The 26,391-nt window shown below is 61.7% G+C and carries 22 protein-coding genes and 1 pseudogene; 11 read left to right on the forward strand and 12 right to left on the reverse strand.

Translation table 11 applies throughout. The features are described 5' to 3' along the window. Positions 1–351: 351 nt before the first annotated feature. The gene (locus tag GQX66_RS14180) at positions 352–2,292 is read left to right on the forward strand and encodes a BCCT family transporter (protein WP_223290698.1); all 1,941 of its coding nucleotides are present in this window, start codon (positions 352–354) and stop codon (positions 2,290–2,292) included. A 248-nt stretch (positions 2,293–2,540) separates the two neighbouring features. Here GQX66_RS14180 and choV read toward each other — a convergent pair whose 3' ends face one another. The 3 genes from choV to GQX66_RS14195 form a co-directional block, all read right to left on the reverse strand. After that, positions 2,541–3,719 carry a choline ABC transporter ATP-binding protein gene (gene choV, locus GQX66_RS14185; RefSeq protein WP_085746648.1) on the reverse strand — a complete coding sequence of 393 codons (1,179 nt, stop codon included), beginning with the start codon at positions 3,717–3,719 and terminating at the stop codon, positions 2,541–2,543. After that, the gene (gene choW / locus GQX66_RS14190; protein WP_240869770.1) at positions 3,716–4,561 is read right to left on the reverse strand and encodes a choline ABC transporter permease subunit; all 846 of its coding nucleotides are present in this window, start codon (positions 4,559–4,561) and stop codon (positions 3,716–3,718) included. Before choW ends, choV begins: the two co-directional genes overlap by 4 nt. 67 nt (positions 4,562–4,628) lie before the next feature. Next, entirely contained in the window at positions 4,629–5,576 is a 948-nt protein-coding gene (locus GQX66_RS14195) for a choline ABC transporter substrate-binding protein (protein ID WP_085746647.1), read from the reverse strand. Between the two features lie 434 nt (positions 5,577–6,010). Between GQX66_RS14195 and GQX66_RS14200 the strand changes: the two genes are divergently transcribed. Together GQX66_RS14200 and GQX66_RS14205 are read left to right on the forward strand one after the other, a co-directional pair. Then, positions 6,011–7,387: an L-serine ammonia-lyase gene (locus GQX66_RS14200; RefSeq protein ID WP_007959754.1), complete on the forward strand. Its 1,377-nt coding sequence runs from the start codon at positions 6,011–6,013 to the stop codon at positions 7,385–7,387. A 445-nt stretch (positions 7,388–7,832) separates the two neighbouring features. Beyond that, positions 7,833–8,936: a GlxA family transcriptional regulator gene (locus GQX66_RS14205; RefSeq protein WP_011336300.1), complete on the forward strand. Its 1,104-nt coding sequence runs from the start codon at positions 7,833–7,835 to the stop codon at positions 8,934–8,936. 77 nt (positions 8,937–9,013) lie between these two features. On the opposite strand, the gene GQX66_RS14210 is transcribed toward GQX66_RS14205, so the two are convergent. The 6 genes from GQX66_RS14210 to choX all read right to left on the reverse strand — a co-directional run bounded on the left by GQX66_RS14210 (position 9,014) and on the right by choX (position 14,394). Beyond that, a complete protein-coding gene (locus GQX66_RS14210; protein WP_007959758.1) occupies positions 9,014–9,274 on the reverse strand; it encodes a hypothetical protein in 261 nt (86 codons plus the stop codon). Positions 9,275–9,547: 273 nt separating this feature from the next. Continuing rightward, the gene (locus GQX66_RS14215; protein WP_240869774.1) at positions 9,548–10,711 is read right to left on the reverse strand and encodes a gamma-butyrobetaine dioxygenase; all 1,164 of its coding nucleotides are present in this window, start codon (positions 10,709–10,711) and stop codon (positions 9,548–9,550) included. A 24-nt stretch (positions 10,712–10,735) separates the two neighbouring features. Then, positions 10,736–11,212 carry a thioesterase family protein gene (locus GQX66_RS14220; protein WP_064380221.1) on the reverse strand — a complete coding sequence of 159 codons (477 nt, stop codon included), beginning with the start codon at positions 11,210–11,212 and terminating at the stop codon, positions 10,736–10,738. Between the two features lie 238 nt (positions 11,213–11,450). Further along, positions 11,451–12,416, reverse strand: coding sequence for an L-carnitine dehydrogenase (locus tag GQX66_RS14225; protein ID WP_007959763.1), 966 nt, complete (start codon positions 12,414–12,416; stop codon positions 11,451–11,453). Between the two features lie 70 nt (positions 12,417–12,486). After that, positions 12,487–13,374 carry a 3-keto-5-aminohexanoate cleavage protein gene (locus GQX66_RS14230; protein ID WP_064380223.1) on the reverse strand — a complete coding sequence of 296 codons (888 nt, stop codon included), beginning with the start codon at positions 13,372–13,374 and terminating at the stop codon, positions 12,487–12,489. Positions 13,375–13,449: 75 nt separating this feature from the next. Next, the gene (gene choX / locus GQX66_RS14235; RefSeq protein WP_039768001.1) at positions 13,450–14,394 is read right to left on the reverse strand and encodes a choline ABC transporter substrate-binding protein; all 945 of its coding nucleotides are present in this window, start codon (positions 14,392–14,394) and stop codon (positions 13,450–13,452) included. Between the two features lie 192 nt (positions 14,395–14,586). On the opposite strand from choX, the gene GQX66_RS14240 reads away from it, so the two are divergent. Both GQX66_RS14240 and GQX66_RS14245 read left to right on the forward strand, forming a co-directional pair. Beyond that, positions 14,587–15,531 (forward strand): GlxA family transcriptional regulator, encoded by a 945-nt coding sequence (locus GQX66_RS14240; RefSeq protein WP_011336294.1) that lies wholly within the window; start codon positions 14,587–14,589, stop codon positions 15,529–15,531. 68 nt (positions 15,532–15,599) lie between these two features. Next, positions 15,600–16,772 carry a hypothetical protein gene (locus tag GQX66_RS14245; protein ID WP_011336293.1) on the forward strand — a complete coding sequence of 391 codons (1,173 nt, stop codon included), beginning with the start codon at positions 15,600–15,602 and terminating at the stop codon, positions 16,770–16,772. Here GQX66_RS14245 and GQX66_RS14250 read toward each other — a convergent pair whose 3' ends face one another. The 3 genes and pseudogenes from GQX66_RS14250 to GQX66_RS14260 form a co-directional block, all read right to left on the reverse strand. Next, a complete protein-coding gene (locus GQX66_RS14250; protein WP_240869776.1) occupies positions 16,773–17,189 on the reverse strand; it encodes a DUF3010 family protein in 417 nt (138 codons plus the stop codon). Between the two features lie 31 nt (positions 17,190–17,220). Further along, positions 17,221–17,451: pseudogene (locus GQX66_RS14255) on the reverse strand (helix-turn-helix transcriptional regulator); the annotation flags it as partial. A gap of 4 nt (positions 17,452–17,455) precedes the next feature. Further along, entirely contained in the window at positions 17,456–17,857 is a 402-nt protein-coding gene (locus tag GQX66_RS14260; RefSeq protein ID WP_039768003.1) for a lysozyme inhibitor LprI family protein, read from the reverse strand. A 234-nt stretch (positions 17,858–18,091) separates the two neighbouring features. Here GQX66_RS14260 and GQX66_RS14265 point away from each other — a divergent pair, with 234 nt between their 5' ends. The 6 genes from GQX66_RS14265 (at position 18,092) to GQX66_RS14290 (ending at position 25,814) form a co-directional block, all read left to right on the forward strand. Then, positions 18,092–19,069 carry a dipeptidase gene (locus GQX66_RS14265; RefSeq protein ID WP_039768004.1) on the forward strand — a complete coding sequence of 326 codons (978 nt, stop codon included), beginning with the start codon at positions 18,092–18,094 and terminating at the stop codon, positions 19,067–19,069. A gap of 77 nt (positions 19,070–19,146) precedes the next feature. Next, the gene (locus GQX66_RS14270) at positions 19,147–19,677 is read left to right on the forward strand and encodes a DUF5943 domain-containing protein (RefSeq protein ID WP_007959778.1); all 531 of its coding nucleotides are present in this window, start codon (positions 19,147–19,149) and stop codon (positions 19,675–19,677) included. Between the two features lie 15 nt (positions 19,678–19,692). Next, entirely contained in the window at positions 19,693–21,753 is a 2,061-nt protein-coding gene (gene dgcA, locus GQX66_RS14275) for a dimethylglycine demethylation protein DgcA (RefSeq protein ID WP_011336289.1), read from the forward strand. Positions 21,754–21,864: 111 nt separating this feature from the next. Beyond that, positions 21,865–23,814: a dimethylglycine demethylation protein DgcB gene (gene dgcB / locus GQX66_RS14280; protein ID WP_129972206.1), complete on the forward strand. Its 1,950-nt coding sequence runs from the start codon at positions 21,865–21,867 to the stop codon at positions 23,812–23,814. Next, entirely contained in the window at positions 23,814–25,034 is a 1,221-nt protein-coding gene (locus tag GQX66_RS14285) for an electron transfer flavoprotein subunit alpha/FixB family protein (RefSeq protein ID WP_007959785.1), read from the forward strand. The genes dgcB and GQX66_RS14285 overlap by 1 nt, the downstream gene beginning before the upstream one ends. A gap of 9 nt (positions 25,035–25,043) precedes the next feature. Then, positions 25,044–25,814, forward strand: a complete 771-nt coding sequence (locus tag GQX66_RS14290; protein ID WP_240869777.1) for an electron transfer flavoprotein subunit beta — start codon at positions 25,044–25,046, stop codon at positions 25,812–25,814. The last annotated feature ends 577 nt before the right edge of the window (positions 25,815–26,391 follow it).

The raw sequence follows: 26,391 nt of genomic DNA on the forward strand, positions 1-26,391 counted from the left end.
TTTCCTACGTGTAAGTGGCGATAAAACCGACATCCGAAAAGGCTCGAAACCTGCGCGGGGCAAGGCGCGGTTCGATGTTCGATGGACGTGTTGAATGGGCAAGACGCTCAAGGCCAGGTTTCGGATGAACGTCCATGCCTCGGCCACGACGGCGATTCGCGATGCCATCTCTGCAGGTTCGGGCTTTTTTCGGGGTGTCTTTATATCACCCGCCGGTCGGCTGCCAACTAACCGATTGGTCGGGTTCCGTGTTGCCTTGTGTTCTTCTCTCGCACTGCCTGGAGCATTTGTGCCATGAGTTCTGCCTCGCTTATAAAGACCCCGCCCGAGAAGGTGACGGTCAACGGTTGGGTGTTCTACACCTCTACCGCGCTGATTCTGTTGTTGACCGCCATTCTGATCATCGCCCCGCAAGAGGCCGGCAGAATGCTGGGAGTGGCTCAGGCCTGGTTGTCCCGCAGCTTCGGCTGGTACTACATGGTGGTGATCGCCGCTTACCTGGTTTTCGTGGTCGGCCTGGCGTTTTCCTCCTACGGCAAACTCAAACTGGGTAGCAAGGACGACACCCCGGATTTCAGCTACGGTGCCTGGGCGGGGATGCTGTTCTCGTCGGGTATCGGTATTTCGCTGCTGTACTTCGGCGCCTCCGAGCCGCTGGATCACTACTTCAATCCGCCGGAAGGTGCGTCCGCGACCAACATGGCGGCACGTCAGGCCGTTCAGCTGACTTTCCTGCACTGGGGCCTGCACGGCTGGGCGATCTATGCGCTGGTCGGTCTGGCCGTGGCTTATTTCGCTTATCGTCATAACCAGCCGCTGGCCCTGCGTTCGGCGCTGTACCCGCTGGTGGGCGAGCGTTGGGTCAAAGGCGCTGCCGGTCATGCGGTGGACGGCTTCGGCATGTTCGTGACCCTGCTGGGTCTGGTGACCAACCTGGGGATCGGCTCGCTGCAAGTGTCTTCTGGTCTGGAAAACCTGTTCGGCATGGAACACAGCAACACCAACCTGCTGATCGTGATCATCGTGATGAGCACCGTGGCGACCATCGCTGCCGTGTCCGGTGTGGAAAACGGCATCCGTCGTCTGTCCAACCTGAACATCATCCTGTTCAGTGGCCTGCTGATTTTCGTCCTGCTGTTCGGCCCGACCCTGCACTTGCTCAACGGCTTCGTGCAGAACATCGGCGACTACCTCAACGGCGTGGTGCTGAAGACTTTCGACCTGTACGTCTATGAAGGCGACAGCGAGAAATCCGACCGCTGGCTGGGCCTGTGGACTCTGTTCTACTGGGCGTGGTGGATTTCCTGGGCCCCATTCGTCGGCATGTTCATCGCGCGTATTTCCCGTGGTCGTACCGTGCGTGAGCTGGTGGCTGGTGTGCTGCTGATTCCGCTGGGTTTCACCCTGGCGTGGCTGTCGATCTTCGGTAACTCGGCGCTGGATCTGGTGATGAACCAGGGTGCGGTGGAACTCGGCAAGACGGCGCTGGAACAGCCGTCGATGGCGATCTATCAGTTGCTTGAACACTACCCGGCGTCGAAAGTCGTCATCGGCGTGTCGATCTTTGTTGGTTTCGTGCTGTTCCTGACCCCGGCCGACTCCGGCGCGGTGATGATGGCGAACCTGTCCTGCAAGGGCGGCAACGTCGACGAAGACGCCCCGCACTGGCTGCGGATCTTCTGGTCGGTCGTGATCACTCTGGTGACCATCGGCCTGCTGTTCGCCGGTAACTTCGAAGCCATGCAGACCATGGTGGTGCTGGCCGGTCTGCCGTTCTCGGTGGTCCTGGTGTGCTTCATGTTCGGCCTGCACAAGGCGATGCGCCAGGACATGCAGATCGAACAGGAGCAGGCGCAACTGGCTGAACGCGGTCGTCGTGGTTTCAGCGAGCGCCTGACCCAGCTGGATCTGCAACCGAGCCAGTCGGTGGTTCAGCGCTTCATGGACAAACACGTCAGCCCGGCGCTGGAAGATGCCGCTGCGCAGATGCGTGCACAGGGTCTGGAAGTGCAGACGCTGCTGGGCAAATCCAAGCGCTGCATGGGCGTGCGGGTCGAGATGGAAGAGGGCAACCCTTTTGTCTACGAAGTGAGCCTGGACGGCTACCTGGCGACCCCGAGCGAGTCGGTCCAGTCCGATGAAGCGCGCCAGCGTTTCTACCGCGCCGAGGTGTACCTGCACAACGGCAGCCAGGACTACGACCTGATGGGCTTCACACAGGATCAGATCACACGCGATGTGCTCGATCAGTTTGAAAGCCATCGGCAGCTCCTTGGCCGGGTGTATAGCTAAAGTCAAAAGCTCCCTCACCCCCGCCCTCTCCCGGGGGGAGAGGGAGCCGACCGAGGTGTCTTGCGTTGTACATCGACCTGAAAAATCGAGTCGATTATGGATTCGGTGAAGCAAGATCAGGTCGACGTATATCTGCAGCATCCCCCAATCAGTTCCCTCTCCCTCTGGGAGAGGGTTAGGGTGAGGGGACTTTCCCTGACCCAATAAAAAAGGGATCGCTCACCGCGATCCCTTTTTTTCATCCCGCCTTACCCCAGGTTCTTGCCGAGCAGTGCGTGATACAGCTCGCTGTCCCCGAGGATCCCCACCACATGGTTGTTGTCGTGCAGCACCAGTTTGTTGCCGGTCTGGTAACGGATCTGCAAGGCGTCGCGCATGCCGATGTTCGAGTCCACCAGCGTCGGTTTGCGCTCCAGCCCTTCCACGGCTTGCCCCGGTGCCCAGTTCTGCAGGTTCAGCACCGAACCGTTCTGCCGCGCACCCTTGATGGTGTTGCCTTCGGCCAGATCCAGCCACGAGTCGCCACCCGGATCCAGGCACACTGAACCGTTGATGCGTTTGCAGTTGTCCAGGGTGCGCATCAGGCTGCGACCGCACAGCACGTTCAGCGGGTTGGTGTGGGCGACGAAGGTGCGCACGTAATCGTCCGCCGGGTTGAGCACGATCTCTTCCGGCACGCTGTACTGGATGATCCGGCCGTCTTTCATGATCGCGATGCGGCTGCCGAGTTTCAGCGCCTCGTCGAGGTCGTGGCTCACGAATACGATGGTCTTGCTCAGCTTGCGTTGCAGTTCCAGCAGTTCATCCTGCAGACCCTGACGGATCAGCGGGTCGAGGGCCGAGAACGGTTCGTCCATCAGCAGAATGTCGGCGTCCATCGCCAGCGCGCGGGCCAGGCCGACACGCTGCTGCATGCCGCCGGACAGCTCGTCGGGCTTCTTGTTGCGCCATTGGGTCAGGCCCACCAGTTCGAGTTTTTCATCGACCAGCTTGCGCCGTTCCTTCTCCGGACGACCCTGCATTTCCAGACCGAAACTGATGTTCTCGCGCACCGTCAGCCACGGCATCAGAGCGAACTTCTGGAACACCATGGCGATGCGTTTGGTGCGCATCATTTTCAGCTCGGCCGGGGTGCAGGAGGCGATGTCGATCTGCTTGCCTTCGTGTTCGACGAACAGCTTGCCGCGGCTCACGGTGTTGAGGCCGTTGATGCAGCGCAGCAGGCTCGACTTGCCGGAGCCGGACAGGCCCATCAGCACGCAGATTTCGCCTTTGTTGATGTCCAGGCTGGCCTTTTCAACGCCAACGATCTGCCCGGTCTTTTTCAGGATCTCACTGCGGGTCAGGCCTTGATCGAGAAGTTTCAGTGCTTCGCGCGGATCCCTGGTGAAGATCACGTCAACGTTATCGAAGCGAATTATGCTCATGCGTCACCCCCTACTTTGGAGTCGGGTTGTTTGCAGATACGGTCGAGCATGATCGCCAGCAGTACGATCGCCAGGCCCGCTTCGAAGCCCAGGGCGATATCAGCAGTGTTCAGTGCGTTGACCACCGGTTTGCCGAGTCCGTCGGCGCCCACCAGTGCCGCGATCACCACCATCGACAGCGACAGCATGATGCACTGGGTGATGCCGGCCGCGATGCTCGGCATGGCGTGAGGCAGTTCGATCCGTGAAAGCAGTTGGCGACGCGAGCAGCCGAAGGCTTTGCCGGCGTCCATCAGTTCTTGCGGGACATCGCGGATGCCCAGGTAGGTCAGGCGGATCGGCGCGGCGATGGCGAACACCACCGTCGAGATCAGGCCCGGCACCACACCCAGCCCGAAGAGGGTCAGGGTAGGAATGAGGTAAACGAAGGTCGGTACGGTCTGCATCAGATCGAGTACCGGCCTCATCAAAGTGTAGAACATCGGTTTGTGCGCGGCGACGATGCCCAGCGGCACGCCAATGACCACGCAGACCAGGGTCGCGAACATGACCTGGGCGAGGGTTTCCATGGTTTCCTGCCAGTACCCCAGGTTGAGGATCAGCAGAAAGGAGGCGACCACGAACGCGGTCAGGCCCCATTTGCGTTGAATGAAGTGGGCCAGCAGGGCGATGAGGCCGATCAGCACCAGCGGGTTGAACCAGGTCAGCGCAAACGTCACGCCGTGGATCATCGTTTCCAGTGTCACGGCGATTGCGTCGAAGGTGTTGGCGCCGTGTTGCGTCAACCATTCAACGAAGCCCGCGATGTACTGGCCTAAAGGGATTTTCTGATCAATCAGCATGGTAGTGAACGTCCGCATGCAAGGAAATAAACAGCCCGGACGGGACTAGCCCGCCCGGCATAAGCGATTACTGGGCAATCTTGGCTTTCACGGCCTCCAGGCCAGGTTTACCGTCAATGGTGGTCACGCCAGCGAGCCAGGTATCGAGCACCTGTGGATTCTTTTTGAGCCAGGCCTTGGCGGCCGCGTCAGGCTTCATCTTGTCGTCCAGGATGTTGCCCATCAGTTCGCTTTCCATGTCGACGGTGAACTCCAGGTTTTTCAGCAGCTGGCCAACGTTGCTGCATTCCTCGGCGTAGCCCTTGCGGGTGTTGGTCGCCACGGTGGCGGCGCCGAAATCCGGGCCGAAGAAGTCATCGCCGCCGGTCAGGTACTGAATCTTGAAGCGCTTGTTCATCGGGTGCGGCGCCCAGCCGAGGAACACCACGGCGGTGTCGCGTTTCTGCGCGCGGTCGACCTGCGACAGCATGCCCGCCTCGCTGGATTCGACGACCTTGAAGCCGGCGTCTTTCAGGCCGAAGGCGTTCTTGTCGATCATGCTCTGGATCAGACGGTTGCCGTCGTTGCCCGGCTCGATCCCGTAGATCTTGCCGTCGAGTTCTTTCTTGAATTTGGCGATGTCGGCGAAGTCGTGCAGACCCTTGTCATACAAGGCTTGCGGAACGGCGAGGGTGTACTTGGCGCCCTTGAGGTTGGTGCGCACGGTTTCCACGGTGCCGGCGTCGCGGTAGGCCTTGATGTCGTTTTCCATGGTCGGCATCCAGTTGCCGAGGAACACGTCCATGTTCTTGCCGTCGGCCAGCGACTTGTAGGTCACGGGGACGGAAATCATGGTGGTCTTGGTCTTGTAGCCGAGGGCCTGAAGCACGACGGAGGTGGTGGCGGTTGTCGCGGTGATGTCGGTCCAGCCGACATCGGAGAAGTTCACGGTACTGCACTGCGCCGGTTCTGCGGCTTGAGCCAGTAACGGCAGACTCAGCATGGCGGCCAACAACAACGACGGGGAACCTTTCATGAATGGACTCCTTGGTGTTTTTTTTGGCAGTGTTCCGATTGGACCACCGCACTTATGGGTTGCGGTTGGATGGCGTTCTGGAGACAGCTCTACCGCAGCGCCTTGCAATCGAGTCGATACGATCATGTACCAGTGAAAATCTGACGCCTACAGGGTGCGTCGTATCCAGTACAGGGATGGTCGCATCCAGTGTCAGTGACGTCGTTTACAGCTTTTTTCTGCCCTGTCTGGCCATCTGAACCGCATAAAAACGGCGAAAACACGGGCTGAAACCGGCACGGCGTTAGTGGGCATGAGTACGTCGGTGTCAGACGCCGAACGACCCGGGAAAAGCCCGATGATGCGGGCATTCCGGCGGATCGCAGCTTGAGCGTAGCAGCTCCGCCAGCGGGCGCTTCACGCCCCGGACCGGCACTCTCAGGAGCTCTGCAGCAATGGCTATCAGCGTTTTCGACCTGTTCAAAATCGGCATTGGCCCTTCCAGTTCCCACACCGTCGGGCCCATGCGCGCCGCCGCCCTGTTCGTCGAGTCGTTGCGCGACAAACATCTACTGGAGCAGGTGCGCCGCATCGAGGTGCAGCTGTTCGGTTCGCTGTCGGCCACCGGTGTCGGTCACGGCAGCGACAACGCGGTGATCATGGGGCTGATGGGCGAGTGGCCGGACGCGATCGACCCGTCGCAGATCGGCCCGCGGATCCAGGCCTTGCGTGAAACCCACACGCTGTTGCTCGACGGTCGTTTGTCGGTGCCCTTTATATGGGGCCGCGACATGCGCCTGATCGACGAGAACCTGCCGTTCCACCCCAACGCCATGACCCTGGTTGCCGAAGGCGATCACGGCGAGCTGCATCGCGACACCTACTATTCGGTCGGCGGCGGTTTTGTGGTGGACGAGGCGCAGGCCTCCAGCGGTGTGGTGGATCTGGATCGCACCGAGTTGCCTTACGACTTTTCCAGCGCGGTGGAACTGCTGGAACTGTGCAAGACCCACAACCTGCGCGTGGCCGAACTGATGATGGCCAACGAGAAGGTCTGGCGCAGCGAAGAGGAAATCCGCGCCGGCCTGATGAAACTCTGGCGGGCGATGCAGGATTGCGTCGAGCAGGGCCTCAAGCACGAAGGCATCCTGCCCGGCGGCCTCAACGTGCGCCGCCGCGCGGCGAAGTTGCACCGCAGTCTTCAGGAATTGAACAAGCCCAATGTGATCGGCTCGACCCTCAGCGCGATGGAGTGGGTCAACCTGTTCGCCCTGGCGGTGAACGAGGAAAACGCTGCTGGCGGACGCATGGTAACGGCGCCCACCAATGGCGCGGCGGGGATCATTCCGGCGGTGCTGCATTACTTCATGAAATTCAGCGAGGCGGTGACCGACGCCAACGTGGTCGATTACTTCCTCGGGGCGGCGGCGGTGGGGATTCTGTGCAAGAAGAACGCTTCGATTTCCGGCGCTGAAGTCGGCTGTCAGGGTGAAGTCGGTTCGGCTTGCGCAATGGCGGCGGCAGGGCTGGCGGAAATCCTCGGTGCGAGCCCTGAGCAGTTGTGCAACGCGGCGGAAATCGGCCTGGAACACAACCTCGGTCTGACCTGCGATCCGGTGGGTGGCCTGGTGCAAGTGCCGTGCATCGAGCGCAATGCGATTGCGGCGGTGAAGGCGATCAACGCGGCGCAGATGGCCTTGCGTGGGGACGGTCAGCATTTTATTTCGCTGGACCGGGTGATCCGCACCATGCGCGATACCGGCGCCGACATGCATGACAAATATAAAGAGACATCGCGGGGCGGGTTGGCGGTCAGCGCGGTTGAATGCTGATTCCTTCGATAACCTCGGACCAGTCAAAACTGCGCACCAAGTGAGCATCGGTAATAAAACGCGCCACCTTTTGGCGCGTCGCTATCAGATAAGAGTCTTTCCCACCTCCAGCGCCTGATTTGCAGGCGCTACCGTCCGTCACCCGTGCCTGCGGTGACACTGTAGGACAATCGTGCGCAGGCCAGTTCCCACAAGTGCTACCGATTTGCTCACACGCTCCGGGGCAGGGCTTTTGCGGCCGCTGATGGCACTTCGAATTACCCTCCGTCGGAGCGCTTGTATAGACGCGTCGCGACGTCGTTTTCAGGAGTTATTGAACAGCCATTCAATTTTAGGCATGGCAATTGCTCTGTCATAACAAAGCCCGTCTCACGCAAGAGAACGATGGCAATAACAAGAGCCTCCGCCTGAGGCCATCACCCGCTTTGTGTGAGGAGATACCGCGATGACGTCGTTCAACTCCGGGGCTCAACCCCAGAACCGTGCGCCTCAATCCATCGGCTTTCTGCTGCTGGACAATTTCACGCTGATTTCCCTGGCATCCGCAGTCGAACCCCTGCGCATGGCCAACCAGTTGTCCGGTCGCGAGCTGTATCGCTGGACCACCCTCACTGTCGATGGCGGCCAGGTCTGGGCCAGTGACGGTCTGCAGATCACCCCCGACGCCTCCATGCACAAAGCCCCGGCCCTCGACACCGTTATCGTGTGCGGCGGGATCGGCATTCAGCGCACCGTTACCCGTGAACACGTCTCGTGGCTGCAAAGCCAGGCGCGTCAGTCCCGTCGCCTCGGCGCCGTGTGCACCGGCAGCTGGGCCCTGGCCTGCGCCGGCCTGCTCGACGGCTTCGATTGCAGCGTGCACTGGGAATGTCTGGCGGCGATGCAGGAAGCTTTCCCGCGTGTTGCGATGAGCACCCGCCTGTTTACCCTCGACCGTAACCGTTTCACCAGCTCCGGCGGCACCGCGCCGCTGGACATGATGCTGCACCTGATCAGCCGCGATCACGGCCGTGAACTGTCCGCCGCGATCTCGGAAATGTTCGTCTACGAACGTATCCGCAACGAGCAGGATCACCAGCGTGTGCCGCTCAAGCACATGCTCGGCACCAACCAGCCGAAATTGCAGGAAATCGTCGCGCTGATGGAAGCCAACCTGGAAGAGCCGATCGACCTCGACGAACTGGCGGTGTACGTCGCCGTGTCCCGTCGTCAGCTCGAGCGCCTGTTCCAGAAATACCTGCATTGCTCGCCGTCGCGCTACTACCTCAAGCTGCGCCTGATCCGCGCGCGGCAACTGCTGAAGCAGACGCCGATGTCGATCATCGAAGTGGCGTCGGTCTGCGGGTTCGTGTCGACACCGCACTTCTCCAAGTGCTACCGCGAATACTTCGGCATTCCGCCGCGTGACGAGCGCGTCGGCTCCAACACCACCCAGCAGGTGGCGATGATGCCGCTGCCGCAGGCCATCGTGATGTCGCCGTTGTCCGGGCCGATGTCGGCGTTGAGCCAGGCACGCAACGAGTCGACCTTCGCCAGCGTGCGCCTCTAAAACGAAAGATCGCAGCCTGCGACAGCGCCTTCAGGAAGGGCACTGTCGCAGGCTGCGATCTTTTTTTCGGTCAGATGTCAGGCGCGGGTTTGCTGATACTGCGCCAGGGCCGGCAGCAACTGCTTGTCGATGGCTTCGCGCACGGTCGGCTGAATGCTCGCGCTGCTGGTGTACATCTGCTTGACCATGGTGCGCAGCGTGTTGGCCCGCACATCGTCCAGACCCCGCACCGCGCACTCGCAGGCCTGCTGGGCAGTGGAGCCCGACGGTACTTCGAATCCCAACGACTTGAGCTGGCCCAACAGGTCTTCCTGATCGATCAAATCGGCATACATCATGACGCGAATCCTTCTTCGGCAACGGAGGTCGTGTCTCGATTCTGGTAGGCCTGCCCAGGCACGGCAAGGGCGATTTGTCGCAGTGGCCGCGACAACTATGAACAGGTCGTTTTCGGCTAACTCGCCGTCAAGGGGAGTGGGCACACTGGCCTCAGCTTGCTTCACGAAGGTTTGGTCACCCTCGCCACGGCAGCTCCTCAACAGTACCCTCGCCCCGATCCTGTCACGGCTTGTATCGGGGCTTTTTTTGCCTGCGAATTACGATGATGCGGTCTAGCGTTGCAACACCAGAATCCGCGACAGCAACTCGTCTCGGTCGATGTAGCAGCCCTGGAAATGCCGGGCCCCGGTGGTCGGGTCGAACGCATTGCGCGCGTGCAGGGTGCGGCGGTTGTCGAAGCACCACAGCTCGCCCGGATTGAGTCGTTGCATGACCCGGAAACGTGGCTCGCGGGTCATGGCGATGAAGCGCCGGTAAGCGCGATACAGCAAGGGCATTTGCTCCACAGACGTGTCGAACGCCCCGCGCAGAAAGTTGGCCATGCGGATTTCTGCGACCCGGCCCAACGCGTCCAGGGCGATGATCGGCGCCAGGCAGCGATAATCGCTGTGGCGGTCCTTGTTGCGAAACTCCACCGGGATCTCGCACAGCGCCTGAAACGACGCGGGGTCTTCCTGACGCAACGCTTCGGCAATCGCAAAACCGTCGACGAAAATGCTCTCGCCACCCTCGGCGTCGTTCACCAGACAATGCAGAAATTGCAGCCCCGGTTGCAGCTCGCGGGTCGGCAGATCCGTGTGCAATGGCAGGTTGAAAGCGGTGTAGGCATTGCTGTCGGCATCGGCCTTGGATTGCACGTTGAACAGCACGCCGAAGTTGCTCTCGCGGATGAACGAAATGCGCTGGGCGATCAGCTTCAGCGAGCCGGGTTCGGTGGGCGCGCCACGCACCTGAGTCAGACCGATATCGCGTACTGCCAGCAACCATTGCAGCAACGCGGCGTTGTCGTTCATCAGGGCTGAGTAGTCGAACACCGGCAACTGCAAATCGCTGCGCCACAGGAAGGGTTTCGGCTTGGAGGCGAGGCGTTCGGTGCGCGATTCATCATCGTAGGCGTGGGCCCGCAGCCAGCCGGCATCGAAGCGGCTGAGGTGGCCGTCCTGCCAGTCGATGCGCAGGCAGCCATCGGTGTCGATGTGCGCGGCGGAGGGCGACAGATCCTGCGTCGCATCGACGATCTCGAACACCTGCTCGCGGGTGACGCTGTAGACGCAGTGCGGACACGGACAGTTGTCCCGCAGCCACACGTGGTGGAACGGGCTGACGCGCCCGTCGGCCCATTCGATCAGGACGCGATCCGCCAGGTTCTGCACGCCGTTCAGCGCGCTGATCAACGGATAAGTACGGAAATCGGCAACTGCAGCGGCGGTGTGCATAGTGGCTCCTTGCGATGGATGAGTTTACCGGGCTGGGGGCAGGGCGATGACCCGGCCGATGTAAGCCGGGGCGGGCAGGTCGGCCTGCTCGGCGACGATGGCTTGCAGACGGCCCAGGGTGTCCGGGGTAAATGGTGCGGAGCGCGGCCCGGCGAGGTCGACGTGCAACAGCATCTGTTCGTTGCCGGCCAGCTCCTTGTCACCGCCGGCCAGGTGCAGGCTGTGATAGAGGTGCAGGCGTTTCTGATCGTGGCCGATGATCTGCGTGCGCACTTCGACTTCGGCGTCGAGCTTCACTTCGTGCAGGTAATTGAGGTGCAGTTCGAGGGTGAACAGCGAGTGACCGCTGGCTTCGCGGTTGTTGCTGTCCATGCCAAGACGATCCATCAGGGCGTCGGTGGCGTAGCTGAAAATCAGCAGATAGAAGGCGTCGCGCAGGTGGCCGTTGTAGTCGACCCAGTCGGGGATGATGCGGGTTTGGTAGGTGGTGAGGGTGGGCATGATTGGGTTCCGCTGGAAGTTGGTGTTCAAGATCAAAAGCTACCCCCTCACCCCAGCCCTCTCCCTCAGGGAGAGGGGGAAAGGGAGCCGATCTTCAAGCTTTTCGAGAGCTGAGTTCGACTTGGGATTTTCAGGTCGGCGTAGCTCGTACATTCACCGCGGTCAGTCCCCTCTCCCCTTGGGCGGTCCGACGTTTCGGGAGGGTTAGGGTGAGGGCAGCGGTTTCAAGCCAGACACATCACTCGCTGAAACTCATTCCATGCTTTTCTTTGGTGGTCTTCACCGCCTCAAGCACCGCCAGCAAGCAATCATCACGATAGCGCTCCAGCGCCGAAATACTGTGCCGGCCCAGTTGATCGCTGGTGCCGTCCACCACATCGTCGATCAACTTGTCGGTCAGTTCCGGTGCCGGTAGGTACGTCCACGGCAACTGCAACGCCGGGCCGAACTGCGACATGAAGTGGCGCATACCGGCATCGCCACCGGCCAGGGTGTAGGTCAGGAACGTGCCCATGAACGACCAGCGCAGACCGGCACCAAAGCGGATCGCATCATCGATTTCACCAGTCGTCGCCACCCCGTCGTTGACCAGATGCAGCGCCTCGCGCCACAGCGCTTCGAGCAGGCGGTCGGCGATGAAGCCCGGCACTTCCTTGCGCACATGCAGCGGGCGCATGCCGAGGGATTCGTAGACTTTCATCGCCGCTTGAACCGCTTCCGGCGCGGTGTTCTTGCCGCCGACCACTTCCACCAGCGGCAGCAGGTAAACCGGGTTGAACGGGTGACCGACCACGCAGCGTTCCGGGTGGGTCGAGCTCTCGTAGAATTCGCTCGGCAGCAGGCCCGAAGTACTGGAACCGATCAATGCATTCGGCTTGGCCGCCGCGCTGATTTTGCTGTGCAGCTCCAGTTTCAGTTCGAGGCGTTCCGGGGCGCTTTCCTGGATGAAGTCCGCATCGCGCACGCATTCTTCAATGGTCGCGACAAAGCGCAGGCGATCCTGCGACGCGCCCGGCGCCAGGCCGTTTTTCTCCAGTGCGCCCCAGGCGTTGGCCACGCGTTTGCGCAGCGCCGCTTCGGCACCCGGCGCCGGGTCCCAGGCCACCACGTCGAGGCCGTGGGCGAGGGCGCGGGCGACCCAGCCGCTGCCGATGACGCCGCTGCCCAGTGCTGCGAAGGTTTTGATTTCGGTGATAAAGCTCATGGTCACTTCCTGGAATGAGGCAAAAAAACGGTGGGCGTCAATGGCCCGCCCACCGGGGGAAAGGGTGATTTCAGCCGCGCTGGGTCAGGCCCATCTTCTTGCGACCTTCAGCCGGGGTCAGCACGCGGGCACCGAGGCGGCTGAGAATTTCAGTGGCGCGTTCGACCAGTTGGCCGTTGGTCGCCAGCACGCCTTTGTCCAGCCACAGGTTGTCTTCCAGGCCGACCCGCACGTTGCCGCCAAGCAGCACCGCTTGCGCGGCCATCGGCATCTGCATCCGGCCGATGCCGAAGCCGGCCCACACCGCGTCGGCGGGCAGGTTGTCGACCATGGCTTTCATGGTGGTGGTGTCGGCCGGCGCGCCCCACGGGATGCCCAGGCACAGCTGGAACAGCGGGTTATCGAGCAGGCCTTCCTTGATCATCTGTTTGGCGAACCACAGGTGGCCGGTGTCGAAAATCTCCAGCTCCGCCTTCACGCCCAGCTCGGTGATGCGCTTGGCGCCAGCCCGCAGCTGGGCCGGGGTGGAGACATAAATGGTGTCGCCGTCGCCGAAGTTCAGGGTGCCGCAATCCAGCGTGCAGATTTCCGGCAGCAGTTCTTCAACGTGGGCCAGACGGGTCAGCGGGCCAACCAGATCGGTGTTCGGGCCGAACTCCATCGGGTTCTCGCCCGGGCCGATTTCCAGATCGCCGCCCATACCGGCAGTGAGGTTGACGATGATGTCGACGTCGGCTTCGCGGATGCGCTCCATGACTTCGCGGTACAGCGCCACGTCGCGGCTGAACTTTCCGGTCTGCGGGTCACGGACGTGGCAGTGCACGACCGTGGCGCCGGCCTTGGCCGCTTCCACCGCGGCTGCGGCGATCTGTTTCGGGGTGACCGGCACGTGAGGGCTCTTGGCGGTCGTGTCGCCAGCACCGGTGAGTGCGCAGGTGATGATGACGTCGTGGTTCATGGTGCGTTTTCCTTCAGGCGTGATGGGTCTGTTCGCAGCCCGTGGCGGGCTGCGAAGTGGTTCGTTCGTTGCGGTTTATTTGCTGGTGAGCTGGAGGTTTTCAGCCGCCGGTTTGCCATCGAAAGTGGTAACGCCTTCGAGCCAGCGCTGTTTGTCCTGCGGGTGATCCTTGAGCCATTGTTTGGCCGATTCGAAAGCGTCCTTGTGATCGAGCAGCGGCTGCATCATCCGGCTCTCGTCTTCGGCGGTGAACGTCAGGTTGCTCAGCAGGCGGCTGACGTTCGGGCATTGTTCGGCGTATTTCGGCGCGGTGACGGTCCACACGGTGGCCATGCCTTCGTTCGGGCCGAGGGCGTCATCGCTGCCGGTCAGATAGGTCATCTGCACGTTGACGTTCATAGGGTGCGGCGCCCAGCCGAAGAACACCACGGCTTCCTTGCGGCGCACCGCGCGATCAACGGCGGCGAGCATGCCGGCCTCGCTGGATTCCACGAGCTGGAACTTGCCGAGGCCAAACTGGTTCTTGGCGATCATTGCCTTGATCTGGGTGTTGGCGCCCGAGCCTGGCTCGATGCCGTAGATCTTGCCGCCCAGTTCTTTCTCGAACTTGGCGATGTCGGCGAAGGTTTTCAGGCCCTTGTCTGCCAGATAAGTCGGCACGGCGAGGGTGGCGCGCGCATCCTTGAGGCTCGGCGCTTCAAGCACCTTGACCTGGTTGGCCTCGACGAACGGGGTGATGGTCTGGGTCATCAGCGGGTTCCAGTAGCCGAGGAACAGATCCAGACGCTGGTCGCGGATGCCGGCGAAGACGATCTGCTGGGAGGCGCTGGTCTGTTTGGTGCTGTAGCCGAGGCCGTCGAGCAGAACCTGGGCCATGGCGCTGGTGGCGATCACGTCGGTCCAGTTCACCACGCCCATGCGCACGTTCTGACACGATGCGGAATCGGCCGCCATGACACTGGCGCTTAAAAACGCGGTACCGCTGAGTGCGAGAACACAGCTGCTGATCAGTCGTTTCATGTCGGGTTCCTCGGCAGGTCGTTATTGTGGGTTCCGGCGTCTGTGCGCCGGTGATGCTCAAATTACGCAGCAATGCCCCCGCAAAAACGCACTGCGGCGACCAGCTCTTGCACTGCAGCGACCTGTGCTCTTGAATGCCGCTCGCAACTGGCGTATCAACGTTGCACGCTACCCGCTAACCGAGTGCGCGCCATGTCCCAGGATTTCTACTTTCTGTTGATGCCGGGTTTTTCCGCCATCGGTTTCATCTCGGCAATCGAACCGCTGCGGGTGGCCAACCGCTTTCGCGGCGAGCTGTACCGCTGGCACGTCTTGAGCGCCGATGGCGGGGCGGTGCTGGCGAGCAACGGGATGTCGGTCAACGCCGATGCGGCGCTGGAGCCGCTGAAGAAAGGGGCGACGCTGCTGGTGGTCGCCGGTTTCGAACCGTTGAAATTCGCCACCCCGGCGCTGGAGCACTGGCTGCGACGGCTGGACAACGAAGGCGTGACCCTCGGCGCCATCGACACCGGCAGCTTCGTCCTCGCCGAAGCGGGCCTGCTCGATGGTCATCGCTTGACCCTGCACTGGGAAGCCATCGACGCCTTCAAGGAATCTTATCCACAGCTCAGCGTCACCCAGGAGCTGTTCGAGATCGACCGTCGGCGCATCACTTCTGCCGGCGGTACCGCGTCCATCGACCTGATGCTCGACCTGATCGCCCAGGCCCACGGCCCGCAACTGGCGATCCAGGTCAGCGAGCAGTTTGTATTGGGGCGGATTCGTCCGCGCAAGGACCACCAGCGCATGGAGGTCGCCACGCGCTACGGCATCAGCAACAAGAAGCTGGTGCATGTCATCGGCGAGATGGAGCAGCACAGCGAACCTCCGCTGACCACTCTGGAACTGGCGGAATCGATCAAGGTGACGCGTCGGCAACTGGAGCGCCTGTTTCGCCTGCACCTGAACGACACGCCGAGCAATTTCTATCTGCGCTTGAGACTGGAAAAGGCCCGACAGCTGTTGCGCCAGACCGACATGAGCGTGCTGGAAGTCAGCATCGCCTGCGGGTTTGAATCACCGTCGTATTTCACCCGCAGCTACCGGGCGAAGTTTGCCCGGTGTCCGCGGGAGGATCGGCGAAGGGAGGCCGTTTGACGGACGATTATAGTTAATTATACTTTCAGGTATAAATTACAGTCGTTTGAATAATTGAGTGTAAAACCATGTCCCGAAACAACGGCTTCGTTTTCCGCCGCCCCGCTCTGGCCCGCAGCGTTGCCGATGGTCTGGTGGGTGCAGGTCTGCAGGATTTCACCTCCGGCCTTTTTTTGGCAGCGCCGCGTCGCACAGGCAAAAGCACCTTCCTGCGCGAGGACCTGATCCCGGAATGCCAGGCCCGAGGCTGGCTGACGGTTTACGTCGACCTGTGGGCCGACAAGGAAAAAGACCCTGCTGACTTGATCGCCAGTGCCATTGCAGGCGCGTTGGTCCCCTTTGAAAAGGGCATCCGCAAACTGGCGAAGAATATCGGCATCGAAAAACTCAGCTTTCTGCGCACCTTGTCCTGGGATTTCACCAAGCCGCAGCTGCCGGCGGGCGCGACCCTGACTCAAGCGCTGGAACTGCTCCACAGCGCCGCCGAAAAATCCGTAGTGCTGGTGATCGATGAAGCCCAGCATGCGCTTACCACCGCCGCCGGCATCAACGCGATGTTTGCCCTGAAGGCTGCACGGGATCAGCTCAACCAGGGACGTGAAGGCGAGGGCAGCGGTTTGCATCTGGTGTTCACCGGTTCCAATCGCGACAAACTCGCCCATCTGGTGCTGGGCAAGAGCCAACCGTTTTTCGGCTCGAGCATCACGCCCTTTCCGCTGCTGGGAAAAGAGTTCACCCAAGCGTACACCTTGCACCTCAACGCCCATCTGGCCGAGACCAACCAGTTCAGTGCGGCCGATATCGATGACGCCTTTGAATTGGTGGGGCGACGCCCGGAAATGTTGCGCACCATCATCGGCGAAGTCGCGCTGGAGTTGGGCGAGGCCAGCAATCTGGGGCAGTTGCTGCAAAGCCGTGCCGAATTGTTGCGCGCAGGCGTGTGGACCGAGTTCGAAAGCGCCTGGAACGCGCTGACCATCCCTCAGCGCGCCGTGCTGGAGGTGATGGTGGAGCGCTCACAGAACAACGAGCCTTTTGCACCGTTCACTGACAGCACACTCATGGCAGTCGGCAAGGCACTGGAAAACATGGGCAGCGACGTGGTGCCGGGCACCCAGACCATTCAGGCCTGCATCGATGCCCTGCGCGACAAGGAGCTGGTGTGGAAGTCGAGCCGTGGGGGCTATGCGCTGGAGGATAAGTCCTTCGGTGATTGGCTGAGCGCACGTAAAGCGCGCTAGCTACTTCTTCACCAATGCCGAGCACGCTGCCTTGTAGGCTTCATGCTGATACTTGTTCAGCGTCCCCGGCAGCTCGAAATTGTGCTTCTTGGCCTGGGCATTGATCGTCTGCGGCGACAGCAGCGTCACCTCGCAACCGTTCAGCAACTGAAACACGCCCTCGATCTTGAACGTGGTCGGCCCACCGGCAAACTCGCCCTTCTTGCTGCGCTTCTTGATCGCGATGCGATCGATGGAGTTCTCGCGCACGAACGACGCCAACTGCGCGGCGAACAGTTTGACGTTGGCCGCCTCGTCGTCATCGTCCAGGGCGATTTTCTTGGTGCTCAGCGCCACATGGCTCAGCACCGAACCGTCGAGGGACGCCACGGCGATGATCGCTTCACTGCCTTTGATTTCGATACCGCAGATGTTCATGTGAATCCTTGATTGGCTGAAGAGGTGCAGCTTACAGCTCAAGCTGGTTGGCGGTGATGCCAAATGCCGCTGCAATCTTCTCGCGAGTGGCCTTGCGCGGCTTCGCAACGGTTTCCTGCTGGGCAAAAGCCGGCTGCGAAATGCCCATTCGCCGAGCCACTTCTTCCTGGGTCAGGTTGAGATGTTCGCGCCAGGCGCGAACCGGGAGGGCGCCGTCAACGATGCGGCTAACGACTTCGTGCGGAATCATGCTTTCCATCTTCGACTCACTCCTGTCCTATCGACTCCAAAAACTCCGACCGCTCGTCACTCATCCGCGCCACGCAGTCATTCTGCGCAATCTTGAATGCCTTGCTGCCGTCTGTCGCCGGGAAGGCTTCGACGGCGCAGTCGGCGTCGCGGGTTTTCAGCCATTGTTGCTGGGCGGCCTTGAGTTTGGCGGTGATGTCGGCCAGTTGTGCCGGGTTCTTGCCGTAGGCCGTTTGCATGCGCTCGTTCAGGCTGGCGTAGTTGTCCTTGAGCAGGTCCTCGGCGGTGGTGCGGCTGTAGGTCGAGCATTCCAGGGTCTGGATGTCGTTTTCCACCGCGTCGCACGGGTTGTTGTCGGACTCTTCGGCGGCGTGTACGCCGGTCGCAATCAGGGCCAGGGCCAGGAAGATCGATTTCATTGATGTCGCCGCTCTAATCCAGTGGTGTTTCCGGGATGCGGCAGATTCTGGCTCAAGCTCGCGGGCTTGAACAGGTGGCCGGTCGGACCGGTTGGCGACCCTTTGTCGCGGATTGACGCTTTCGGCAATTCCCCTGTCGTTTTTGCACCCGGCTGGTCGCGCACCGAGGCATATGCTGGCCCCAAAGCGCCGGCAGACGATTCGGCGCATGAATCGCCAATAAGGGGACGCCTGATGAGCCCAGCCGAATTACACGCCGACAGCATCGTTATCGACGGTCTGATCATTGCCAAATGGAACCGCGAGCTGTTCGAAGACATGCGCAAGGGCGGTCTGACGGCGGCCAACTGCACCGTGTCGGTGTGGGAGGGCTTTCAGGCCACGGTCAACAACATCGCTGCCAGCCAGAAACTGATTCGCGAAAACAGCGACCTGGTGATCCCCGTCCGCACCACCGCCGACATCCGCAAGGCCAAGGAGCAGGGCAAGACCGGCATCCTCTTCGGCTTCCAGAACGCCCATGCGTTCGAAGACCAGATCGGCTATGTCGAGGTGTTCAAGCAGCTCGGCGTCGGCATCGTGCAGATGTGCTACAACACCCAGAACCTGGTGGGCACCGGTTGCTACGAACGTGACGGCGGCCTGTCGGGTTTCGGTCGCGAAATCGTCGCCGAGATGAACCGTGTCGGCGTCATGTGCGACCTGTCTCACGTCGGCTCCAAGACCTCCGAGGAAGTCATCCTCGAATCGAAAAAACCGGTCTGCTATTCCCACTGCCTGCCGTCGGGGCTGAAAGAGCACCCGCGCAACAAGTCCGATGAAGAGCTCAAGTTTATTGCTGACCACGGCGGTTTCGTCGGCGTGACCATGTTCGCGCCGTTCCTGGCCAAGGGCATCGATTCGACCATCGACGACTACGCCGAAGCCATCGAGTACACCATGAACCTGGTCGGCGAAGACGCCATCGGCATCGGCACCGACTTCACCCAGGGTCACGGTCAGGACTTCTTCGAATACCTGACCCACGACAAGGGCTACGCCCGCCGTCTGACCAACTTCGGCAAGATCATCAACCCGCTGGGCATCCGCACCGTCGGCGAGTTCCCGAACCTGACCGAAACCCTGCTCAAGCGCGGCCACTCCGAGCGCGTGGTACGCAAGATCATGGGCGAAAACTGGGTCAACGTCCTCAAAGACGTTTGGGGCGAGTAAGCCGCCGCTTCCCGAATACTTTCCCCCGGCCGTCCGCGCCGGGGGCAACACCAAAATTTTTCTGGAGTTAAGTTTCCATGGCCAAGATCGCCCCGCAATTGCCAATCGAAGTCGACAGCGAGACCGGTGTCTGGACCTCCGACGCCCTGCCGATGCTGTACGTGCCGCGGCATTTCTTCGTTAACAACCACATGGGCATCGAGGAAGTACTGGGCGCTGACGCCTATGCCGAAATCCTCTACAAGGCCGGCTACAAATCCGCCTGGCACTGGTGTGAAAAAGAAGCCGAGTGCCACGGCCTGGAAGGCGTCGCGGTGTTCGAGCACTACATGAAGCGCCTGTCGCAGCGCGGCTGGGGCCTGTTCAAGATCCAGGACATCGACCTCGACAAAGGCACCTGCAGCGTCAAGCTCGAACACTCGGCGTTTGTCTACGTCTACGGCAAGGTCGGGCGCAAGGTCGACTACATGTTCACCGGCTGGTTTGCCGGTGCCATGGACCAGATCCTCGCCGCTCGCGGCAGCAAGATCCGCACCGTGGCCGAGCAGGTCTACGGTGGCTCCGAAGAAGGCCACGACGACGGCCTGTTCACCGTCAAGCCGTTGTAAGTCGAGGAACCCGCCATGGCTTTCGAAGCAATGTTTCAGCCGATCCAGATCGGCAAACTGACCATCCGCAACCGCGTGCTCAGCACTGCGCACGCCGAGGTCTACGCGACCGACGGCGGCATGACCACCGAGCGGTACGTCAAATATTACGAAGAGAAAGCCAAGGGCGGCATCGGCCTGGCGATCTGTGGCGGTTCGTCCGTGGTGGCGATCGACAGCCCGCAGCAATGGTGGAGTTCGGTGAACCTGTCCACCGACCGGATCATCCCGCACTTCCAGAATCTCGCCGACGCCATGCACAAGCATGGCGCCAAGATCATGATCCAGATTACCCACATGGGCCGTCGCTCCCGTTGGGACGGTTTCCACTGGCCGACCCTGATGTCGCCGTCGGGTATCCGCGAACCGGTGCACCGCGCCACCTGCAAGACCATCGAGCCGGAAGAGATCTGGCGGGTGATCGGCAACTACGCGCAAGCCGCGCGCCGCGCCAAGGCCGGTGGCCTGGACGGCGTCGAACTGTCGGCCGTGCACCAGCACATGATCGACCAGTTCTGGAGCCCGCGCGTCAACAAGCGGACCGACGAATGGGGCGGCACCTTTGAAGGCCGGATGAAGTTCGGTCTGGAAGTCCTGAAAGCCGTGCGTGCCGAGGTCGGTGACGACTTCTGCGTCGGCATGCGTATCTGCGGTGACGAGTTCCACCCGGACGGTCTGTCCCACGAAGACATGAAGCAGATCGCCAAATATTACGACGACACCGGCATGCTCGATTTCATCGGCGTCGTCGGCTCGGGTTGTGACACCCACAACACCCTGGCCAACGTGATTCCGAACATGAGTTATCCACCGGAGCCGTTCCTGCACCTGGCGGCCGGGATCAAGGAAGTGGTCAAGGTTCCGGTGCTGCACGCGCAGAACATCAAGGACCCGAACCAAGCCACGCGGATTCTTGAGGGCGGTTACGTCGACATGGTCGGCATGACCCGCGCCCACATCGCCGACCCGCACCTGATCGCCAAGATCAAAATGGGCCAGATCGACCAGATCAAGCAGTGCGTCGGCGCCAACTACTGCATCGACCGTCAGTATCAAGGTCTGGACGTGCTGTGCATCCAGAACGCTGCGACTTCCCGTGAATACATGGGCGTGCCGCACATCATCGAGAAATCCACCGGGCCGAAACGCAAGGTGGTGATCGTCGGTGCCGGCCCGGCGGGGATGGAAGCTGCCCGTGTGGCGGCCGAGCGTGGCCACGATGTGACCCTGTTCGAGAAGAAGGAATTCATCGGCGGCCAGATCACTACGGCTTCGAAAGCACCGCAGCGTGACCAGATTGCCGGTATCACTCGCTGGTTCCAGCTGGAACTGGCACGGCTGAAAGTCGACCTGCGCCTGGGCACTGCCGCAGATGCCGACACCATCATGGACCTGCGTCCGGACATCGTGGTGCTGGCGGTCGGCGGTCACCCGTACCTGGAACAGAACGAACACTGGGGCGCCGCTGAAGGGCTGGTCGTCAGCAGCTGGGACGTGCTCGACGGCAAGGTCGCGCCGGGCAAGAACGTGCTGGTCTACGACACCATTTGCGAGTTCACCGGGATGTCGGTGGCCGACTTCCTCGCCGACAAGGGCAGCCAGGTCGAGATCGTCACCGACGACATCAAGCCGGGCGTGGCCATCGGCGGTACGTCGTTCCCGACCTACTACCGCAGCATGTACCCGAAAGAAGTGATCATGACCGGCGACATGATGCTGGAGAAGGTCTACCGCGAAGGCGACAAGCTCGTCGCGGTGCTGGAGAACGAATACACCGGCGCCAAAGAGGAGCGGGTGGTGGATCAGGTGGTCGTCGAGAACGGCGTGCGCCCGGACGAAGAAATCTACTACGCCCTCAAGGACGGTTCGCGCAACAAGGGCCAGATCGATGTCGAGGCACTGTTTGCGATCCAGCCACAACCTTCGTTGAGCAGCACCGGCGACGGTTACTTGCTGTTCCGCATCGGTGACTGCGTGGCGCAGCGTAATACCCACGCCGCCATCTACGACGCACTCCGGCTCTGTAAGGATTTTTGACGGCTCAGCTGCGAGCCCAAGCTGCAAGCCGCAAGTAAAAGCACTGCAGTTTCCACTGCTCTTTCTTGCAGCTTGTAGCTTGTAGCTTGCACCTCGCCAGAGGTGACTCTGATGTTGAACACCCTTCTTCCAATCCTGTTGTTCGCAGCCCTGGCCCTCGCGGTGCTGGGTGCGTTGCGGCGGGTGGCCATGTGGCGCCGGGGCCGGGCCTCGAAGGTCGATCTGATTGGCGGCCTGTTCGCCATGCCCAAGCGTTACATGGTCGATCTGCACCACGTGGTGGCGCGGGACAAATACATCGCCAACACCCACGTCGCCACGGCGGGCGGTGCGGTGGCGTCGATCGTGCTGGCGATTCTGGTGCACGGTTTCGGTTTGCATAACCGCATTCTCGGCTACGCGTTGCTGCTGATGACGGCGGTGATGTTCGTCGGGGCGATCTTCGTTTACCGGCGTCGGCTCAACCCGCCGTCGCGGCTGTCGAAAGGCCCGTGGATGCGCCTGCCGAAAAGCCTGCTGGCGTTCTCGGCGTCGTTCTTCTTGGTGACCTTGCCGGTGGCCGGGATCCTGCCGGAGAACTTCGGCGGCTGGGTGCTGGCGGCGATTCTCGGGGTTGGTGTGCTGTGGGGCGTGTCGGAACTGTTCTTCGGCATGACCTGGGGCGGCCCGATGAAGCACGCCTTCGCCGGTGCGTTGCACCTGGCCTGGCACCGTCGCGCCGAACGTTTTGGTGGCGGCCGTTCCACGGGTTTGAAACCGCTGGACCTGAACGATCCAACCGCGCCACTGGGCGTGGAGAAACCCAAGGATTTCACCTGGAACCAGTTGCTCGGTTTCGACGCCTGCGTGCAGTGCGGCAAGTGCGAAGCGGCGTGCCCGGCGTTCGCCGCCGGCCAGCCGTTGAACCCGAAAAAGCTGATTCAGGACATGGTCGTCGGCCTCGCCGGCGGCACCGATGCCAAGTTCGCCGGCAGCCCGTATCCGGGCAAACCGGTGGGCGAACACGGCGGCAATCCACATCAACCGATCGTCAACGGTCTGGTCGACGCCGAAACCTTGTGGTCGTGCACCACCTGCCGCGCCTGCGTCGAGGAATGCCCGATGATGATCGAGCACGTCGATGCCATCGTCGACATGCGCCGCCACCTGACTCTGGAAAAAGGCGCGACCCCGAACAAGGGCGCCGAAGTCCTGGAAAACCTGATTGCCACCGACAACCCCGGCGGTTTCGCCCCGGGCGGACGGATGAACTGGGCGGCGGACCTGAACCTCAACCTGCTCAGCGAGAAGAAGTCCACCGACGTGCTGTTCTGGGTCGGCGATGGAGCCTTCGACATGCGCAACCAGCGCACCTTGCGTGCGTTCGTCAAAGTGCTGAAAGCGGCCAAGGTCGACTTCGCGGTGCTCGGTCTGGAAGAGCGCGACAGCGGCGACGTGGCCCGACGTCTGGGTGACGAAGCGACCTTCCAGTTGCTCGCCAAACGCAATATCCAGACCCTGGCCAAATACAGCTTCAACCGCATCGTCACCTGCGATCCGCACAGCTTCCATGTGCTGAAAAACGAGTACGGCGCGTTCGATGGCAACTACCTCGTGCAGCACCACAGCACTTATCTGGCGGAAATCATCCAGGCCGGCGCGCTGAACCTCGGTCAGCACAAAGGCAACAGCGTGACCTATCACGACCCGTGCTACCTCGGCCGCTACAACGGCGAGTACGAGGCGCCGCGCGAAGTGCTGCGCGCTCTCGGCATCGAGATCAAGGAAATGCAACGTTCCGGCTTCCGTTCGCGCTGCTGCGGCGGCGGTGGCGGGGCGCCGATCACCGACATTCCGGGCAAGCAGCGGATCCCCGACATGCGCATGGAAGACATCCGCGAGACCGGCGCCGAGCTGGTGGCCGTGGGTTGTCCACAGTGCACGGCGATGCTCGAAGGCGTGGTCGAACCGCGTCCGCTGATCAAGGACATCGCCGAACTGGTGGCCGACGCGCTGCTCGAAGACGCCGCGCCGAACAAGCCCGCCACCCCGGCCAAACGTGAACCTGCGGAGGCCCACTGATGAGCGACATTATCCGCCGCGACCCCCGCGCCGAATGGATCGCACGCAACCGCCTGCACCCGCTGCACGCGGCCATGCAACCGGCGCAACACAGCTGGATGGGGCCCAACGGGATCATCCGCAAGAACCTGCACGGCATCGGCTTCATCGGGCCGAACGGCATCAAGCGCATCGACCGCAGCGGCGCTCAACAGGGCGGGGCGGTCAAACGTTCGGCCGCGGTCGAAGTGCAATTGCCGCTGCATCAGGTGCCGGCCCCGGCGTTCTACATCAGCGTGGTGCCGGACATGGTCGGCGGCCGCTTGAGCAGCCACGACCGTGATTTGCTCGGCCTGGCCCATCAACTGGCCGGCAGCGACGGCGCGGTACTGGCCGTGGTGTTCGGCGAGCACAAGGAAAACGCTTTCGCCACCGCAGGCGTTGACCGCTTGCTGGTGCTGGAAGGCGAAGAATTCAGCGGTTATGCACCGGAACAACGGATCCAGGGCCTGCGGGCTGTGGATAACCAGTTCAACCCGCGTCACTGGCTGCTGCCGGACAGTCGCAGCGGTGGCGGCGAACTCGGTCGGCGCTTTGCCGCTGCACTGGGTGAGCGCCCGGCCACACGGGTCTGGCAGGTCAAGGATCAGGAGTGCATCGGCCGCGCCGGTGCGGGGTTACAGGATCTGGCCCGCCCGGTGGCGCGTTTGATTCTGGCGTCCGCCGAATGTGCAGAACCGGTCAGCGAAACCCGTCACGAAGCGCTGCCGGTTGAGTTATCCACACCCGTCGCGCGCAGCCTGTCGCGGATTGAGGATCTGGGTGCGGTAGCGGTGGATCCGGCAGCGATTCCGATGGCCGAAGCCGAGTTCATCTTCTCCGGCGGCAACGGAGTCAAGGACTGGGAGCTTTTCCACAGGACTGCCGCCGCCCTCGGCGCCACCGAAGGTGCTTCGCGGGTGGCGGTGGACGATGGCTTCATGGCTCGTGATCGTCAGGTCGGCGCGTCCGGCACCTGGGTTACGGCGCGGGTTTACGTGGCCGTGGGGATTTCCGGGGCGATCCAGCACCTGCAAGGCATCGGTGCCTGCGACAAGGTCGTGGCGATCAACCTCGATCCGGGTTGCGACATGATCAAGCGTGCCGACCTGTCGGTGATCGGCGAAAGCGCGGAAATTCTTCAGGCCTTGATCGCGGCGGTAGAGGCTTACCGCAACGAAGCCAAGCGCGATGCGGCTTAAGGAACGGTTATGAGCACAAAGATCATCAGTCTGGTTTCAATCGGCGCCCACCCGACTTCCGGCCGTCCGCGCCGCGCCGATCAGGACGCCCGCGCGGTGGAGCTCGGCCTGCAACTGGCGGGGGATAACCTGCAAGTGCTGCACGCCGGCGACATCGCGGAACCGGCGCTGCGCGCCTATCTGGGCATGGGACTTGCGCAGATGCATGTGCTGGAACAACCGGCGGGCGCCGATGCGCTGCCGGCGTTGACCGAGTATCTGCGTGATGCTGGCGCACAGGTCGTGTTGACCGGCAGCCAGGCGGAAACCGGCGAGGGCTCGGGGATGTTGCCGTTCCTGCTGGCCGAAGGGCTGGGCTGGCCGCTGGTGGTGGGGGTGGCTCAGGTTGAGTCGATCAACGACGGTTCGGCACTGGTGCTGCAAGCGTTGCCCCGTGGGCAGCGGCGCCGGCTGAAGGTGCGCCTGCCGTTTCTGGCGACTGTGGATAACTCTGCGCCCAAGCCTCGGCAAAGTGCTTATGGCCCGGCGCGACGTGGCGTTCTCCAGGCTGAGGACGTGGAAGTGGTGGACGACGAATTGCTGGCGGTGGCGACCCTGCAACCGGCGAAGCCCCGACCGAAACGGTTGAAGGTGATCAAGGCCAAGAGCGGGGCGGACCGGATGAAGGCGGCGACGGCCAAGGCTAGCGGCGGTGGTGGGCAAGTGCTCAAGGGTGTGACTGCTGAGGCCGGGGCGGAAGCGATTTTGAAGTTGTTGATTGAAGAGGGGGTTGTCCGCTAGAAGCCCCCTCACCCTAGCCCTCTCCCAGAGGGAGAGGGGACTGACCGAGGTGTATAGGCCATTTACATCGACCTGCGACCAGAGCGGTGACCTTGGTTCGCCAAGCATTAACTACTTGATATGGCGTTAGCTTGATTAAGCCTGAGGCCGCGGTAAACGCTCAGGTCGATGTATCCCGCGAGATCACCACCGTAGGCTCCCTCTCCCTTCGGGAGAGGGCTGGGGTGAGGGCAGCGGTCCTCCACAATCTGCTAATTACCCCCAATCTCTGTTGGCGGATCTGTGGATAACGTGTTCGCCCCTCCCTACACCCCACGCCAATCAAGCCCTTCAGCCCCCAGATCAAAAAACAACCAGCCTAACTCGCGGTTTTTTCTGAGTTTTTCCCCAGAACAACTCTCAGACTTGCCCCCAATCTCTGTTGGCGCTTCTGTGGATAAGATGTTCGCTGTACGCTGCAAGCCATATAAACCGTGGCTTACAAAGATCTGATCAAAAAACGCTCAATTCAGTCTTTTAACCCGCCAATCCCCACGCAAACCCCTATTTATCAACGCCTGCAGCGCTTTTCCACAGC

The sequence above is a fragment of the Pseudomonas sp. B707 genome (assembly GCF_022496685.1).
Classification (GTDB): domain Bacteria; phylum Pseudomonadota; class Gammaproteobacteria; order Pseudomonadales; family Pseudomonadaceae; genus Aquipseudomonas; species Aquipseudomonas paraglycinae.

Coding starts and splice junctions, on each gene's coding strand:
- dgcA (WP_011336289.1), top strand. CDS start 19,693: ATGGCTTTCGAAGCAATGTTTCAGCCGATCCAGATCGGCAAACTGACC.
- dgcB (WP_129972206.1), top strand. CDS start 21,865: ATGTTGAACACCCTTCTTCCAATCCTGTTGTTCGCAGCCCTGGCCCTC.
- GQX66_RS14285 (WP_007959785.1), top strand. CDS start 23,814: ATGAGCGACATTATCCGCCGCGACCCCCGCGCCGAATGGATCGCACGC.
- GQX66_RS14225 (WP_007959763.1), bottom strand. CDS start 12,416: ATGAGCTTTATCACCGAAATCAAAACCTTCGCAGCACTGGGCAGCGGC.
- GQX66_RS14220 (WP_064380221.1), bottom strand. CDS start 11,212: ATGCCCACCCTCACCACCTACCAAACCCGCATCATCCCCGACTGGGTC.
- GQX66_RS14250 (WP_240869776.1), bottom strand. CDS start 17,189: ATGAACATCTGCGGTATCGAAATCAAAGGCAGTGAAGCGATCATCGCC.
- GQX66_RS14245 (WP_011336293.1), top strand. CDS start 15,600: ATGTCCCGAAACAACGGCTTCGTTTTCCGCCGCCCCGCTCTGGCCCGC.
- choV (WP_085746648.1), bottom strand. CDS start 3,719: ATGAGCATAATTCGCTTCGATAACGTTGACGTGATCTTCACCAGGGAT.
- GQX66_RS14215 (WP_240869774.1), bottom strand. CDS start 10,711: ATGCACACCGCCGCTGCAGTTGCCGATTTCCGTACTTATCCGTTGATC.
- GQX66_RS14195 (WP_085746647.1), bottom strand. CDS start 5,576: ATGAAAGGTTCCCCGTCGTTGTTGTTGGCCGCCATGCTGAGTCTGCCG.
- GQX66_RS14270 (WP_007959778.1), top strand. CDS start 19,147: ATGGCCAAGATCGCCCCGCAATTGCCAATCGAAGTCGACAGCGAGACC.
- choW (WP_240869770.1), bottom strand. CDS start 4,561: ATGCTGATTGATCAGAAAATCCCTTTAGGCCAGTACATCGCGGGCTTC.
- GQX66_RS14230 (WP_064380223.1), bottom strand. CDS start 13,374: ATGAACCACGACGTCATCATCACCTGCGCACTCACCGGTGCTGGCGAC.
- GQX66_RS14290 (WP_240869777.1), top strand. CDS start 25,044: ATGAGCACAAAGATCATCAGTCTGGTTTCAATCGGCGCCCACCCGACT.
- GQX66_RS14265 (WP_039768004.1), top strand. CDS start 18,092: ATGAGCCCAGCCGAATTACACGCCGACAGCATCGTTATCGACGGTCTG.
- GQX66_RS14205 (WP_011336300.1), top strand. CDS start 7,833: ATGACGTCGTTCAACTCCGGGGCTCAACCCCAGAACCGTGCGCCTCAA.
- GQX66_RS14260 (WP_039768003.1), bottom strand. CDS start 17,857: ATGAAATCGATCTTCCTGGCCCTGGCCCTGATTGCGACCGGCGTACAC.
- GQX66_RS14200 (WP_007959754.1), top strand. CDS start 6,011: ATGGCTATCAGCGTTTTCGACCTGTTCAAAATCGGCATTGGCCCTTCC.
- GQX66_RS14240 (WP_011336294.1), top strand. CDS start 14,587: ATGTCCCAGGATTTCTACTTTCTGTTGATGCCGGGTTTTTCCGCCATC.
- GQX66_RS14210 (WP_007959758.1), bottom strand. CDS start 9,274: ATGATGTATGCCGATTTGATCGATCAGGAAGACCTGTTGGGCCAGCTC.
- choX (WP_039768001.1), bottom strand. CDS start 14,394: ATGAAACGACTGATCAGCAGCTGTGTTCTCGCACTCAGCGGTACCGCG.